At 72.9% G+C, this 13,861-nt stretch carries 14 protein-coding genes; 9 read left to right on the forward strand and 5 right to left on the reverse strand.

What is annotated here, in order from left to right:
• Positions 1 to 24: 24 nt before the first annotated feature.
• The 4 genes from purB to IRY44_RS09875 all read right to left on the reverse strand — a co-directional run bounded on the left by purB (position 25) and on the right by IRY44_RS09875 (position 4,186).
• The gene (gene purB / locus IRY44_RS09860; protein ID WP_194800149.1) at positions 25 to 1,449 is read right to left on the reverse strand and encodes an adenylosuccinate lyase; all 1,425 of its coding nucleotides are present in this window, start codon (positions 1,447 to 1,449) and stop codon (positions 25 to 27) included.
• An 88-nt stretch (positions 1,450 to 1,537) separates the two neighbouring features.
• Positions 1,538 to 2,287 (reverse strand): hypothetical protein, encoded by a 750-nt coding sequence (locus tag IRY44_RS09865; protein ID WP_194800150.1) that lies wholly within the window; start codon positions 2,285 to 2,287, stop codon positions 1,538 to 1,540.
• Positions 2,284 to 2,799: a SigE family RNA polymerase sigma factor gene (locus tag IRY44_RS09870; protein WP_194800151.1), complete on the reverse strand. Its 516-nt coding sequence runs from the start codon at positions 2,797 to 2,799 to the stop codon at positions 2,284 to 2,286. The genes IRY44_RS09865 and IRY44_RS09870 overlap by 4 nt, the downstream gene beginning before the upstream one ends.
• A 94-nt stretch (positions 2,800 to 2,893) precedes the next feature.
• Positions 2,894 to 4,186 (reverse strand): acetyl-CoA C-acetyltransferase, encoded by a 1,293-nt coding sequence (locus IRY44_RS09875; protein ID WP_069088131.1) that lies wholly within the window; start codon positions 4,184 to 4,186, stop codon positions 2,894 to 2,896.
• 55 nt (positions 4,187 to 4,241) lie between these two features.
• On the opposite strand from IRY44_RS09875, the gene IRY44_RS09880 reads away from it, so the two are divergent.
• The 7 genes from IRY44_RS09880 to IRY44_RS09910 all read left to right on the forward strand — a co-directional run bounded on the left by IRY44_RS09880 (position 4,242) and on the right by IRY44_RS09910 (position 11,307).
• A complete protein-coding gene (locus tag IRY44_RS09880) occupies positions 4,242 to 5,600 on the forward strand; it encodes a 3-oxoacyl-ACP reductase (RefSeq protein ID WP_194800152.1) in 1,359 nt (452 codons plus the stop codon).
• A gap of 140 nt (positions 5,601 to 5,740) precedes the next feature.
• Complete coding sequence (locus IRY44_RS09885) at positions 5,741 to 6,658, forward strand: MaoC/PaaZ C-terminal domain-containing protein (protein WP_194800420.1); 918 nt, start codon at positions 5,741 to 5,743, stop codon at positions 6,656 to 6,658.
• A gap of 78 nt (positions 6,659 to 6,736) precedes the next feature.
• Positions 6,737 to 7,495, forward strand: a complete 759-nt coding sequence (locus IRY44_RS09890) for an NUDIX domain-containing protein (RefSeq protein ID WP_194800153.1) — start codon at positions 6,737 to 6,739, stop codon at positions 7,493 to 7,495.
• Positions 7,492 to 8,433, forward strand: coding sequence for a serine/threonine protein kinase (locus IRY44_RS09895; protein WP_194800154.1), 942 nt, complete (start codon positions 7,492 to 7,494; stop codon positions 8,431 to 8,433). Before IRY44_RS09890 ends, IRY44_RS09895 begins: the two co-directional genes overlap by 4 nt.
• A 10-nt stretch (positions 8,434 to 8,443) precedes the next feature.
• A complete protein-coding gene (locus IRY44_RS09900) occupies positions 8,444 to 9,403 on the forward strand; it encodes a hypothetical protein (protein WP_194800155.1) in 960 nt (319 codons plus the stop codon).
• Entirely contained in the window at positions 9,400 to 10,659 is a 1,260-nt protein-coding gene (locus tag IRY44_RS09905; RefSeq protein WP_194800156.1) for an adenylosuccinate synthetase, read from the forward strand. The genes IRY44_RS09900 and IRY44_RS09905 overlap by 4 nt, the downstream gene beginning before the upstream one ends.
• Before the next feature lie 24 nt (positions 10,660 to 10,683).
• Positions 10,684 to 11,307 carry a DedA family protein gene (locus IRY44_RS09910; protein ID WP_194800157.1) on the forward strand — a complete coding sequence of 208 codons (624 nt, stop codon included), beginning with the start codon at positions 10,684 to 10,686 and terminating at the stop codon, positions 11,305 to 11,307.
• A 45-nt stretch (positions 11,308 to 11,352) separates the two neighbouring features.
• Here the strand turns inward: IRY44_RS09910 and IRY44_RS09915 are convergent, their stop codons facing one another.
• Complete coding sequence (locus tag IRY44_RS09915) at positions 11,353 to 11,991, reverse strand: TetR/AcrR family transcriptional regulator (protein ID WP_194800158.1); 639 nt, start codon at positions 11,989 to 11,991, stop codon at positions 11,353 to 11,355.
• 78 nt (positions 11,992 to 12,069) lie between these two features.
• On the opposite strand from IRY44_RS09915, the gene IRY44_RS09920 reads away from it, so the two are divergent.
• Together IRY44_RS09920 and IRY44_RS09925 are read left to right on the forward strand one after the other, a co-directional pair.
• Positions 12,070 to 12,522, forward strand: a complete 453-nt coding sequence (locus IRY44_RS09920; RefSeq protein ID WP_194800159.1) for an SCP2 sterol-binding domain-containing protein — start codon at positions 12,070 to 12,072, stop codon at positions 12,520 to 12,522.
• Between the two features lies 1 nt (position 12,523).
• On the forward strand, positions 12,524 to 13,738 hold the full coding sequence (locus IRY44_RS09925) for an acyl-CoA dehydrogenase family protein (RefSeq protein ID WP_194800160.1): 1,215 nt from the start codon (positions 12,524 to 12,526) through the stop codon (positions 13,736 to 13,738).
• Positions 13,739 to 13,861 lie beyond the last annotated feature (123 nt).

The raw sequence follows: 13,861 nt of genomic DNA on the forward strand, positions 1-13,861 counted from the left end.
GACCGGAAGAACCGGAAGAAGAGGTCAGAGGATGGGGGGCGGGGAGTAGGTGGCGGCCTCGGGGTGGGATTCGACGATCTTGGTGATTCTTGCGGTCACCCGAGTGACCTGGTCGGTGGCGGCGCCTACGAAGGCGTTGCGGTCGGCCACCAGGGTGTCGATCTCGGCCCGGGTGAGGCCCAGCCGGCCGTCTGCGGCGAGGCGGTCGAACAGGTCGTTCTCGGCCGCGCCCTTCTCCCGCATCGCCAGCGCCACGGCGACCGCGTGCTCCTTGATCACCTCGTGCGCGACCTCCCGGCCGACACCCCGGCGTACGGCGGCCACGAGGATCTTCGTGGTGGCGAGGAACGGCAGGAAACGCTCCAGCTCCCGGTTGATCACCGCCGGGTACGGGCCGAACTCGTCCAGCACGGTGAGGAACGTCTGGAACAGCCCGTCGGCGGCGAAGAAGGCGTCGGGCAGCGCGACCCGGCGCACCACCGAGCAGGAGACGTCACCCTCGTTCCACTGGTCGCCGGCCAGCTCACCGACCATCGACAGGTAACCCCGGATGATCACCGCGAAGCCGTTCACCCGCTCCGACGAGCGCGTGTTCATCTTGTGCGGCATCGCGCTGGAGCCGACCTGGCCCGGCTTGAAGCCCTCGGTGACCAGCTCCTGGCCCACCATGAGCCGGATCGTGGTCGCCAGCGACGACGGCGCGGCGGCCACCTGGGCCAGCGCGGAGAGCACGTCGAAGTCCAGCGAGCGCGGGTAGACCTGGCCGACGCTGTCCAGCACCCGGCGGAAGCCCAGGTGCCCGGCCACCCGCTGCTCCAGCTCGGCCACCTTGCCGGCGTCGCCGTCGAACAGGTCGAGCTGGTCGGCGGCGGTGCCCACCGGTCCCTTGATCCCGCGCAGCGGGTAGCGGCCGATCAGGTCCTCCAGCCGCTCGTACGCGATGAGCAGCTCCTCGGCCGCCGACGCGAAGCGCTTGCCGAGCGTGGTGGCCTGCGCGGCGACGTTGTGCGAACGGCCGGTCATCACCAGCGCGGAGTACTCGCCCGCGTGCCAGCCCAGCCGGGTCAGCGTGGCGACCACGCGGTCCCGGATCAGCTCCAGCGAGGCGCGGATCTGGAGCTGCTCGACGTTCTCGGTGAGGTCTCGGGAGGTCATCCCCTTGTGCACGTGCTCGTGCCCAGCGAGCGCGCTGAACTCCTCGATCCGGGCCTTCACGTCGTGCCGGGTGACCCGCTCGCGCGCCGCGATCGAGGCCAGGTCGACCTGGTCGACCACCCGCTCGTACGCCTCGACGACCCCGTCCGGCACCGGCACGCCGAGGTCACGCTGGGCCTTGAGCACCGCCAGCCAGAGCCGGCGCTCCATCCGGACCTTCTCCTCCGGCGACCAGAGGGCGACCAGTTCGGGCGAGGCGTACCGGTTGGCGAGCACGTTCGGGATCGTCGTCACGTACCTCAGTCTTTCATGAGGCCCGGGCCGGTCCCGGCGACGCCGGTACCCGGTCCGGCCTGTGGGCGGGCCGGACCGGGACACGGCGTCAGCCCAGCCGGATCTCCGGGTCGAGCGCGACCGCAGCCATCTCCTCGACTGTCATCAGATGCCGGTCGGTGGACGAGACCGTCTGCACCGACACGTTGGTGCCGTCGGCCCGCTCGACGGTCACGCTACGCAGGACCGTGCGCTTGGTCACCGACCCGACCAGGCGCCTGCCCTCCGTGTCGTGCGCCACCACGAGCTCACCCGCGGGGCCGGTGAAGGACCGGCACGTGACCTGGCCGGGGGTGCAGTCGCCCGGGCTCGTGTGGCCGGGGCGCATCCTGCCCACGTTGATGGTCAGATACGACCGGACCTCGCCCCTAGCGGCGACACCCACCGCGAACCAGCCGGTCATGGACTCCCACTGGAACGGCTTCACCGTCCACGGCGGCGTGTCGGTGACCGGGCCGTCCCAGGTCTCGCGGTCGGCGGTCGACCCGCCCTGCACCCACCGCAGGTCCGGCGCCTCCCGGTGGAACGCGGTAAGGATCGCCGCTTGCAGGCGCTCCGGCTCGGACCGGGCGGAGGCGGAGGCCGACGCGACCGGGAGGGTGGGCGCCGGGCCGCCTGACGCTCCCGGCTGCACGACCACGCCGACGCCGAACGCCAGCGCCAGCACCGCTGTCGCCGAGGCGTACGCGCCCACCCGACGCCGGCGACGCCGGCCCTCCCGCGCCACCAGGGCGTCCACGTCGACCGTCGTCGGCGGCGCGTCGCCGATCGCCGCGTCGAAGATCTGCCGGTACGTCATCGCCGCCTCCCGCTCTCCACTGTCGAATGGTGCGAGGCGAGCAGCCGCAGCGTCTCCAGCGCGCGGGCGGACTGGCTCTTCACGGTGCCGGTGGTGACGCCCAGGATCTGCGCGGTCTCCTCGACGGACAGGTCGCAGTAGAACCGGAGCACCACCACCGCCCGACGCCGCGGCGCGAGCCCGCCCAGCAGGTCCAGCAGCATCTCCCGCTCACCGACCGACGGCTCCCCGGCTGCCAGGTCCGCCCGGTCCGGCACCTCGTCGGTGCTGTGCTCCCGCCGCCACGGGCGGCGCCGTTCGTCCAGCCACGCGTTGGTGAGCATCCCCCGGACGTACGCGTCGATGTTGTTCGCGCCGAGCGCCCGTCGCCAGTTGCGGTAGAGCTTGCCCAGCGTGATCGACACCAGGTCGTCCGCCGTGTGCCAGTCCCGGCAGAGCAGGTACGCCGTGCGGCGCAGCGGCTCCAGCCGGGCGGTCACGTAGTCGCGGAACTCCTCGTCACGCCCGGTCACGGGGCGCCGCTCCTCGTTCGCCTCATGCCCAGGGGACGGAACGGGCCGGCAGGCGGGTTGCCCGCCCGGTGGAGAACCGGGCGGGACGCCGTCGTCAGCGCTCCAGGATCGCTGTCACGCCCTGCCCGCCGGCCGCACAGATGGAGATCAGGCCGCGCCCGCTGCCCTTCTGGTCCAGCAGCTTGGCCAGCGTGGCGACGATCCGGCCGCCGGTGGCGGCGAACGGGTGCCCGGCCGCCAGCGACGAGCCGTTGACGTTGAGCTTCTCCCGGTCGATGGAACCGAGCGGCGCGTCCAGGCCGAGGCGCTCCTTGCAGAACTCCGGCGACTCCCAGGCCGCCAGCGTCGCCAGCACCTGGGAGGCGAACGCCTCGTGGATCTCGTAGAAGTCGAAGTCCTGGAGGCTCAGCCCGGCGCGGGCCAGCATCCGCGGCACCGCGTACGTGGGGGCCATCAACAGGCCCTCGTCGCCGTGCACGAAGTCGACGGCGGCGGTCTCGGACCAGGAGAACCAGGCCAGCACCGGCAGGTTGTGCGCCTTGGCCCACTCCTCGGACGCGAGCAGCACCGTCGATGCGCCGTCGGTGAGCGGCGAGGAGTTGCCGGCGGTCATGGTGGCCCGCTCGGCGTCCGCACCGGAGGCGCCGAAGACCGGCTTGAGCGAGCCGAGCTTCTCCAGGCTGGTGTCCGGGCGCAGGTTCTGGTCGCGGGTCAGCCCCAGGTAGGGGGTCATCAGGTCGTCGAAGAACCCCTTGTCGTACGCGGCGGCGAGCCGCTGGTGCGAGCGCAGCGCGAGTTCGTCCTGCGCGGTCCGGTCGACGTTCCAGCGCAGCGCCGTGCGGGCCGCGTGCTCACCCATGGACAGCCCGGTACGGGGTTCGGCGTTGCGCGGGATCTCCGGCTTGAACGGCTGGTGCGGGCGCAGCTTCGCCGCGATCTTGAGTCGTTCGCCGAGCGTACGGGCGGAGTTGAGCTGGAGCAGCGTGCGCCGCATGTCCTCGTTGACGGCGAGCGGCGCGTCCGAGGTGGTGTCGACGCCACCGGCGATGCCGACCTCGATCTGCCCGAGGGCGATCTTGTTGGCGACCAGGATGGCCGCTTCCAGCCCGGTGCCGCAGGCCTGCTGGATGTCGTACGCGGGGGTGTGCGGGTCGAGCCGGGAGCCGAGCACCACCTCACGGGTGAGGTTGAAGTCGCGGGAGTGCTTGAGCACCGCGCCGGCCACCACCTCGCCGACCCGCTCGCCGGCCAGCCCGAACCGGGCGACCAGCCCGTCGAGCGCCGCACCGAGCATGTCCGCGTTCGACGCGTGCGCGTAGCGCGAGTTGGACCGGGCGAAGGGGATGCGGTTGCCCCCGATGACCGCGACCCGCCGGACACTCTGCACGATCGGCCTCCCTCGAAACTGTTGCCCGAACCCTACTCGCCAGTAGGCTACGCCTATGACCGACAGGTACGCGAGCTTCGTCCAGACGGGGGCCGGTCGCGCGCTGGTCAAGCGCCTCGGGCTGCCCGACCCGCCCCGACTGCGCCGACACACGCCGGGTGACCCGCTCGTTCCCGGGCCGGTCCTGCTCGGCTCCTCGGCCGGCGGCCGGATCGCCGAGCCGGCCGGGAAGATCCTGACCGCCGCCGGGGTCGAGCTGGCCGACCCGGTCGCCGCCCACGACGCCGACCGCCGCTTCGCGGCCCTGATGTACGACGCCAGCGGCATCACCGACTCCGCCGGGCTGCGCCAGCTCTACGACTTCTTCCACCCGCAGGCCCGCTCGCTGGTGCCCAGCGGCCGGGTGATCGTGCTGGGCACGCCGCCGGCCGAGTGCGGCTCCCCCCGGGAGGCTACCGCCCAGCGCGCGCTGGAGGGCCTGACCCGCAGCATCGGCAAGGAGTTCGGCCGGGGCGTGACGGCCCAGCTGGTCTACGTCACGCGCGAGGGTGACGCCGGCACCCCGGTGAGCCTGGAGTCCACGCTCCGGTTCCTGCTCTCCGGCCGGTCCGCGTACGTCTCGGGCCAGGTGATCCGGGTCGGCACCGGCACCGCCGTCGCCCCGGCCGACTGGGACCGGCCACTCGACGGGCAGGTGGTGCTGGTGACCGGCGCGGCCCGGGGCATCGGCGCGGCGCTGGCGAAGGTGCTGGCCCGCGACGGCGCGCAGGTGGTGGCGCTGGACATCCCGGCGGCCGGGGACGAGCTGGCCGCCGTCGCCAACGACATCGGCGGCAGCGCGGTGCAGCTCGACCTGACCGCGCCGGATGCGCCGACCCGGCTGGCGGAGCACCTGGCGTCCCGGCACGGGCGGGTCGACGTGGTGGTGCACAACGCGGGCATCACCCGGGACAAGACGCTGGGCCGGATGGACGCCGACCGGTGGGACTCGGTGATCGACGTGAACCTGTCCAGCCAGGAGCGCATCAACGACGTGCTGCTGGAACGCGACCTGATTCCGGCCGGCGGCCGGATCGTCTCGGTCTCGTCGATCGCCGGGATCGCCGGCAACCGGGGGCAGACCAACTACGCGACGAGCAAGGCCGGCGTGATCGGCCTTGTCGACTCGCTCTCCCCGGTGCTGCGCGAGCGCGGGATCAGCCTGAACGCCGTGGCGCCGGGCTTCATCGAGACCCGGCTGACCGCGCGTATCCCGCTGACCATCCGCGAGGCGGGACGGCGGATGAACAGCATGGCCCAGGGCGGCCTGCCGGTGGACGTGGCCGAGACGATCGGGTGGCTCTCCTGGCCGGCGACCGGCGCGGTCAGCGGCAACGTGGTCCGGGTCTGCGGCCAGAGCCTCCTGGGGGCGTGATGCCGAAGGACCACGAGGACGACGACCTGACCCTGCACGACCTGATCGAGGGCCCCACCCGCGACCTCACGGCGGCCCGAGCCGCCGCCCTGGCTCGCACGCAGGCCCGCCCCTCCTCCGACGATCATGAAGTTGACGGCATTTCTGGAGATCCACAAGGCAGCCAACTTCATGATCAACGGGGTGAAGGAGCGGCGGGGCGGCGGCGGGTGGAGTTGGACGGGCTGCCGGCCAGTTCGGCGCTTTATCGGCGGGCGCTACTCGGGGTGGTGCCTGGGGTCGGGGGGCGGCGCGGTGGGGACGTGCCGGGGCTGGAACTTGCCGTTGGCGGGGTCGCTGTGGATCAGCGGCACCTGGCGGACTACGACCGGGTGTGCGGGTTCCGGCTGACCGACCGGCTGCCGGCGACGTACCTGCACGTGCTCGGGTTCCCGCTGTCGCTGCGGCTGATGACGGGTCCGGGCTTTCCCATCCCGCTCACCGGCGTGGTGCACGTGGCCAACCGGATCACCGTGCACCGCCCGGTCGAGGTCGGCGAGAACGTCGACTTCCACACGTACGCGGAGAACCTGCGCCCGCACGAGCGGGGCCGCCAGCTCGACGTGGTGCTGGTCGGGTCGATCGGCGGCGAGGAGGTGTGGCGCGGCGTGTCCACGTACCTCGGGAAGGAGCGCGCGTCCGGCGGCGGCCCGCGGCGCGACAGGGGCGACCGCCCGGCGCCGCCGGCCGCCTCGGCCCGGTGGCGGGTGACACCCCGCGTGGGTACGGACTACGCCCGGGTCTCCGGCGACCACAATCCGATCCACACGTCGAAGCTGGGCGCGCGGCTGTTCGGCTTCCCGCGCCCGATCGCGCACGGCATGTGGAGCAAGGCCCGCTGCCTGGCCGCGCTGGAACCCCGGCTGCCCGAGGCGTACACGGTGGACGTGTCGTTCAAGCTGCCGGTGCCGCTGCCGTCGACAGTCGCGTTCAGCGCCTCGACGACCGGCGCGGGCTGGGACTTCGCGCTGCACAGCGCCCGGGACGGAAGGCCGCATCTGGTCGGTTCGGTGCGCTGAGCGAAAGAGGGGACTTGCCGTCCCCTCTTTTCGGCGCTAAGTTGTTCTCAGATTGAGTTGTTCTCAACCTGAGAGTGAGTGACCGTGAACGAGCAGGACTTCCTCGCCGGGTACGACCCCCGGGACTACCCGGCGGTCGCGGTCACCGTCGACGTGGTCGCCCTGACCATCCGCGAGGGCGCGCTGCACCTGCTGCTGATCCGCCGGGGTGCGCCGCCCTACGCGGGGCACTGGGCGCTGCCCGGCGGCTTCGTCCACCCGGACGAGGACCTGACCGCGGGCGCCCGGCGCGAGCTGGCCGAAGAGACCGGCCTCGGCGGCGAGCGGCTGCGCCGGGTGCACCTGGAACAGCTCGGCAGCTACGGCGCCCCCGACCGCGACCCGCGCATGCGGGTGGTCTCGGTCGCGCACCTGGCATTCGCCCCCGACCTGCCCGACCCGGTCGCCGACACCGACGCCGACGAGGCGATCTGGCTGCCGGTCACCGCGCTCACCAGCCGGCAGCTCGCCTTCGACCACGGCCGGATCATCGACGACGGCTTGGAGCGCGCCCGCTCCAAGCTGGAGTACACGCCGCTGGCCACCCGGTTCCTCGCCCCCGAGTTCACAGTCACCGAGCTGCGGGAGGTCTACGAGACGGTCTGGGGCCACCCGCTGCACGCCGGCAACTTCCACCGCAAGGTGCTCTCGGTGCCCGGCTTCGTGGAGAGCACCGGCGCCAGCACCGAACGCGGCGGCGCGCGCGGCGGCCCCCGGGCCAAGCTCTACCGCGCCGGAGACGCCCGGCTGCTGCACCCGGCGCTCCTGCGCCCCGCCCGGGAGGAGACGGTGCGGTGAGGACCGAGGAGGCGATCCGGCTGGTCACCGCTGCGCGTACCGACGCCGACCTGTTCGGCACGCAGGAGCCGGCCCGCCGCTACCGCGAGCTGGTCGGCGCGCTGCACCCCGACCGGCTGGGCGCGGCCGAGCCCGGGGTACGCGCCGCCGCCGCCGAAGCGCTGGTCACCGTCACCACCCGGTGGCGCACCCCCGCCCCGACGTACGCCGGCGACGTCGCCGACCTGCACGACCACGGGGACGGGCGGCTGCTCAAGGTGGCCCGGCACCCCGGCGACAACGACCTGATGGCCCGCGAGGCGCGCGCGTTGCGCCGGATCGCCGAGCGCGGCGACGCCAAGCACCTCGCATACGTGCCCCGGCTCGTCGACTCCTACCCGGCGCGTGACCCGTCCACGGGCGTGCAACGGCAGGTCAACGAGCTGGTGACCGTACCCGGGCTGCGCAGCCTGGACGACGTACGCCGCGCGTACCCGGACGGGCTGGACCCGCGCGACGCGGCCTGGATGTGGCGGCGGCTGCTCGTGGCGCTCGGCCTGGCCCACCGGGCCGGCGTGGTGCACGGCGCGGTGCTGCCCCGGCACGTCCTGATCGAGCCGGACGCGCACGGCGTGGTGCTCGTCGACTGGTGCTTCTCGGCCGAGCCCGGTGGGCTCGTGCCGGCGCTGGTGCCCGGCCACGAGGCCTGGTATCCGCCGGAGGTCGCCGCGAAGCGGCAGTGCGGCCCGGGCACCGACATCGCGATGGCCGCCCGCTGCATGACCTGGCTGATGGGCGACCGCGCGCCGCGCGAGCTGCGCGCCTTCGCCGACGGCTGCCAGGGCGCCGCGCTCGCCAGCCGGCCGGACGACGCCTGGCGGCTGCTGCGCGAACTGGACGAGGTGCTGCACCGGCTGTACGGGCCGCGCACCTTCCGACCCTTCACCCTCAACCCGTAGGGAGGCTGCCGTGGGCAGTGGAATCTGGTCCACCGACGTGTACGACGCCGCCGACCGTTACCGGCGCCGCACCGGAAAGAGCGCGTTCTCGTACAGCGACAGCGGCGCCCGCAAGGTGCACCCGGCGCTCGACCCGCGCGACGCGCTGCGGGAGAGCCGCGACTCCGCCGAGCACCCGCAGTCGACGCCGATCGCCGTGCTGTTCGACGTCACCGGCTCGATGGGACACGTACCCCGGGTGCTGCAGAGCAAGCTGCCGCAGCTGCTCGGCCTGCTGCTGCGGCAGGGGTACGCGAAGGACCCGCAGGTCATGTTCGGCGCGATCGGCGACGCCACCTGCGACCGGGTGCCGTTGCAGGTCGGGCAGTTCGAGTCCGACAACCGGATGGACGACGACCTCGGCCGGATCGTGCTGGAGGGCGGCGGTGGCGGCCAGATGATGGAGTCGTACGAGCTGGCGCTCTATTTCATGGCCCGGCACACGGCCACCGACAGCTGGGACAAGCGCGGCCGGCGCGGCTACCTGTTCATCATCGGCGACGAACTGGCGTACCCGGCGGTGAAGGCCGCTGAGGTGACCCGGCTGATCGGCGACGGCCTGGGCGAGGACATGCCGGTCCGGCAGATGGTGGACGAGGTGACCGCGCGCTGGGACACCTACTACCTGCTGCCCGCCGGCAGCCACTACGCGGGCAACCGCAAGGTGCTGGACTTCTGGCGCGGCCTGCTCGGGCAGAACGCTGTCGAGCTGGACGACCTGGACGCGGTCTGCGAGACGATCGCGCTCACCGTCGGCCTCGGCGAGCAGGCCATCGACCTGGACGCCGGGCTGCGCGACCTGGACCGGGCCGGCTCCACCGCCACCCGGACCGTCTCGAAGGCGCTCGCCCGGCTCGGCTCCGGCCGGTGTGCGGTGGCGACGCTGCCGTTCAGCCCGGCCGACGGCGGAAGCGGGGTCACCCGGCTGTGAACCACGTGACGGTGGTCGACCTCGGCTACGGCGACGCCGGCAAGGGCACAGTGGTGGACCTGCTCTGCGCCACCCGGCAGGTGCACACGGTGGTCCGGTTCAACGGGGGCGCGCAGGCGGCGCACAACGTCGTCCTGCGCGACGGGAGGCACCACACGTTCGCGCAGTTCGGCGCCGGGACGTTCCGTCCGGGCGTACGGACACACCTGGCGCGGCACGTGGTGGTGGACCCGCTGGCGCTGGCCGCCGAGGCCGATCACCTCGCGTCGGTCGGCGTGCCGGACGCGCTCGACCGTCTGACAGTGGACGGGGAGGCGCTGCTCGCCACCCCGTACCACCGGGCCGCGAACCGCGCCCGGGAGATCGCCCGGGGAGCCGACCGGCACGGCTCCTGCGGGCTCGGGGTGGGCGAGGCGGTCGCGTACGGCCTCGCCCACCCCGACGAGGCACCCCGGGTGGCGGACTGCCGCCGCCCGGCGGTGCTGCGCCGGCGGCTGACCGCGCTACGGGACCGGCTCACCGCCGAACTGGGCCCGCTCGACGCGCCGCCGGTGGAGGACTGCCTGCCCGCGTACGCGGCCTTCGCGCGCCGGGTCGCGATCGTCGACCGGACCTGGCTGGCATCCGCGCTGCGCGAGGGCCCCTGCGTGTTCGAGGGCGCCCAGGGGGTGCTGCTGGACGAGTGGCACGGCTTCCACCCGTACACGACGTGGAGCACCACGACGTTCGCCAACGCCGAGACGCTGCTCGCCGAGGCGGGCATGGCCGGTACCGCGCAGCGGCTCGGCGTGCTGCGAACCACCACCACCCGGCACGGTCCCGGGCCGCTGGTCACCGAGGACGCGGCGCTGCCGTTCACCGACCGCCACAACGGGACGAACCCCTGGCAAGGCCGCTTCCGGTTCGGGCACTTCGACGCGGTCGCCCACCGGTACGCGCTGGAGGTGGCCGGTGGGGTGGACGGGCTGGCGCTGACCCACCTCGACCTGGCCGGCCCGGAGCTGCGGATCTGCCGCCGGTACGACGGTCTGGACCGGCTCGTCCCCGGCCCGGCCGGTGACCTGGACCGGCAGGCGGCGCTCACCGAGCGGCTGATGCGGGCCCGGCCGGTGCTGGACGAGTCGCCCGCCGACTGGCCGGCTGCGGTCTCGGAGGCGCTGGGGGCGCCGGTGGTGCTCACGTCGCGCGGGCCCACGGCCGAGGAGAAGGAAGGGCCCCTTGTTGACGCCTTTTGCACGGGAAGGGCCCGGGCTTAACACCGCACCCCCGAGCATGGGTGCATGGGGGACGTGCTCGACCTGCTGCACCACACGGTGACGTCACCGTGGGTATACCTGGTGATCATCGCGGTCACCGCGGTCGACGCGTTCTTCCCGGCCGTACCGGGCGAAACTGTGGTGATCACCGCGGGGGTCTTCGCGGCCGGCGGCGAGCCGAACCTGGCGCTGGTGATCGTGACCGCCGCGCTCGGCGCGCTCGTGGGCGACCACATCTCGTACGCGATCGGGCGCGGTGGCGGCGCGCACCGGCTGGCCCGCTTCCCGGCGGACAGCAGGCGGCGGGCCAGTTCGGAGTGGGCCCGCCGGGCGGTCGACAGGCGCGGCGGGATGATCCTGACCACCGCCCGGTACGTCCCCGGCGGCCGGACCGCGGTCACGCTGACCATGGGCGCGGTCCGCTACCCGGCGCGCACGTTCCTGCTGTACGACGGCCTGGCGTGCACCACCTGGGGGGTCTACTGCGGGCTGCTGGGCTACTTCGGTGGGCTGGCGTTCGAGCACAACCCGCTGTCCGGGCTGCTCGCCGGCGTCGCCATCTCGCTGGCGGTCACCGGTCTGTTCGAGGCCGTTCGCTGGGGCCGGCGGCGGGCGCACCGGCGGGCCGCCGCGCGGCGCGACTGTTAAAAGGGGGCCCTTTTACTACCGGAGGCGTTAAGAAGGGGCCCTTCCTTACACCGCCGGCGGATGCCAGGTGACGCCGCGCAGAAGCTGGTCGGCGCCGAGCCAGGCCACGTTCATCATCCGCGTCGCCGTCTTCCCCGCGTCCGCCTCCGGGTGGTCGGCCAGCCAGTCGGCGAGGGACTCGCTGGCGCCGACCAGCCCGTACGCGACCACCTCCAGGTCGGTGGCGCCGACCTCGCGGCCGGAGGCGCGCAGCGCGTGGTCGAGCATCCCGGCGACCACCTCGACCAGCCGGCCCCGCATGGTGGCGAGTTCGGCGGCGAACGGCTGGGAGCCGCGGGCCTGCCGGTAGAGCACCGCCCAGCCGTCGCGGTGTGCGCCGACGAAGCCGAAGAACGCGCGCAGCCCGCGCCAGAGCCGCTCGTCGGCGGGCAGGTCGGGGGCGGCGGCGCCGGCGATCGCCTCCATCATCCGGGTGCTCTCCCGGTGCAGGCAGGCGATGAAGAGTTCCTCCTTGGTGCCGAGGTAGGCGTACACCATCGGCTTGGAGATGCCGGCGTCGTCGGCGATCTCGTCCATGCTGGCGGCGTGGAAGCCGCGGCGGGAGAACACCTTCACCGCCGCGTCGAGCATCTGCTGCTCGCGTACGGCGCGGGGGAGGCGCTTGAAGGTCGGCGTGCTGGACACCCTTGCGAGCATACCTACCCGTGCGTAAGGTTACGCCAGAGTAACCAAAGTGGCCCCGCCCGAGAGGTGCAATCCCCCATGACTGACTTCGACCCGGCCAACTTCGCGAACGTCGGCCCGAAGGAATTCGCGCAGCTGGTCAAGTCCACGCCGGACGCCAAGATCGCCGAGATCATGTCCGGTGACGCGCGCGGCAAGATCCTCAGCGAGGTCTTCAACCGGATGCCCACGCTGTTCCGCGCCGACCGCGCCGGTGCCACGAACGCGGTCATCCACTGGAACATCACCGGCCGTCCGGACGGTGGCACCGACACCTACGAGATCGTCATCGAGAACGGCACCTGCACCGTCTCGGAGACCGCGACCCGCGACCCGAAGCTGAGCCTCACCATGGGCCCGGTCGAGTTCCTGAAGATCGTCTCCGGTGGCGCCAACCCGGTGATGATGTTCATGACCGGCAAGCTGAAGGCCAAGGGCGACCTGGGCCTGGCCGCCAACATCGCCAACCTGTTCGACATCCCCAAGGCCTGACATGGCCGAGTTCTCGCTCGACCTGAACGAGGAACAGCGGGACCTTCGCGACTGGGTGCACGGCTTCGCCGCCGAGGTCGTGCGCCCGGCCGCGGCCGAGTGGGACGCCCGGGAGGAGACCCCCTGGCCGATCATCCAGGAGGCCGCGAAGGTCGGCCTGTACGGGTTCGAGTTCCTCGCCACCTGCTGGGCCGACCCCACCGGCCTCTCCCTGCCGATCGCCAGCGAGGAACTCTTCTGGGGTGACGCCGGCATCGGCCTGAGCATCTTCGGCACCTCCCTCGCGGTCGCCGCGATCTACGGCGCCGGCACCCCCGACCAGCTCGTCGAGTGGGTGCCGCAGTGCTTCGGCGACGTCGACTCCCCGGCCGTCGCCGCGTTCTGCACGAGCGAGCCGGAGGCCGGGTCCGACGTCGGCTCGATGCGTACCCGCGCCGTCTACGACGAGGCCACCGACGAGTGGGTGCTCAACGGACAGAAGGCGTACGCCACGAACGGCGGCATCGCCGGGGTGCACGTGGTGACCGCCTCGATCGAGCCGGAGCTGGGCTCGCGCGGCCAGGCCGCGTTCGTCGTACCCCCAGGCACTCCCGGTCTCGCCGCCACCCGCAAGCTGCGCAAGCTGGGGCTGCGCGCCTCGCACACCGCGGACGTCTTCCTCGACGACGTCCGGGTGCCCGGCCGCTGCCTGCTCGGCGGCAAGGACGCGCTCGACGAGCGTCTGGCCCGCGCCCGGTCCGGGCAGCGCGCCTCCGGTCAGGCAGCGATGCGGACGTTCGAGCTGTCCCGCCCGACGGTCGGCGCGCAGGCGCTCGGCGTGGCGCGCGCCGCCTACGAGTACGCCCTGGACTACGCCAAGGAGCGGGTCCAGTTCGGACGGCCGATCATCGAAAACCAGGCGGTCGCGTTCGCGCTCGCCGACATGAAGATGGAGATCGACGCGGCCCGGCTGCTGGTCTGGCGCGCCTCCTGGATGGGCCGCAACAACCGGCCGTTCACCGCCGGCGAGGGCTCGATGTCCAAGCTCAAGGCCGGCGAGGTGGCCGTCTCGGTGACCGACAAGGCGGTCCAGCTCCTCGGCGGCGCCGGCTTCCTGCGCGACCACCCGGTCGAGCGGTGGTACCGCGACGCCAAGATCTACACCATCTTCGAGGGCACCTCCGAGATCCAGCGGCTGGTCATCTCCCGCGCCATCTCCGGGATGCAGATCCGCTGACCACCGGCGGGCCGCGGCCCGACCCGTGACGGCACGAGAGTCGTCGCGGGCCGGGCCGCCGCTCCCGGGCCGACCCGAACCGCGATCGGGCACAAGATCACGCCGAACCGGACGGCCGACCGT

The sequence above is a fragment of the Micromonospora sp. ANENR4 genome (assembly GCF_015354395.1).
Taxonomy (GTDB): Bacteria; Actinomycetota; Actinomycetes; order Mycobacteriales; family Micromonosporaceae; genus Micromonospora; species Micromonospora aurantiaca.

Bases quoted from the DNA above. Each gene is read 5' to 3' on its own strand.
- IRY44_RS09925 (WP_194800160.1), top strand. From the start codon at position 12,524: ATGGCCGAGTTCTCGCTCGACCTGAACGAGGAACAGCGGGACCTTCGC.
- IRY44_RS09920 (WP_194800159.1), top strand. From the start codon at position 12,070: ATGACTGACTTCGACCCGGCCAACTTCGCGAACGTCGGCCCGAAGGAA.
- IRY44_RS09880 (WP_194800152.1), top strand. From the start codon at position 4,242: ATGACCGACAGGTACGCGAGCTTCGTCCAGACGGGGGCCGGTCGCGCG.
- IRY44_RS09865 (WP_194800150.1), bottom strand. From the start codon at position 2,287: ATGACGTACCGGCAGATCTTCGACGCGGCGATCGGCGACGCGCCGCCG.
- IRY44_RS09910 (WP_194800157.1), top strand. From the start codon at position 10,684: ATGGGGGACGTGCTCGACCTGCTGCACCACACGGTGACGTCACCGTGG.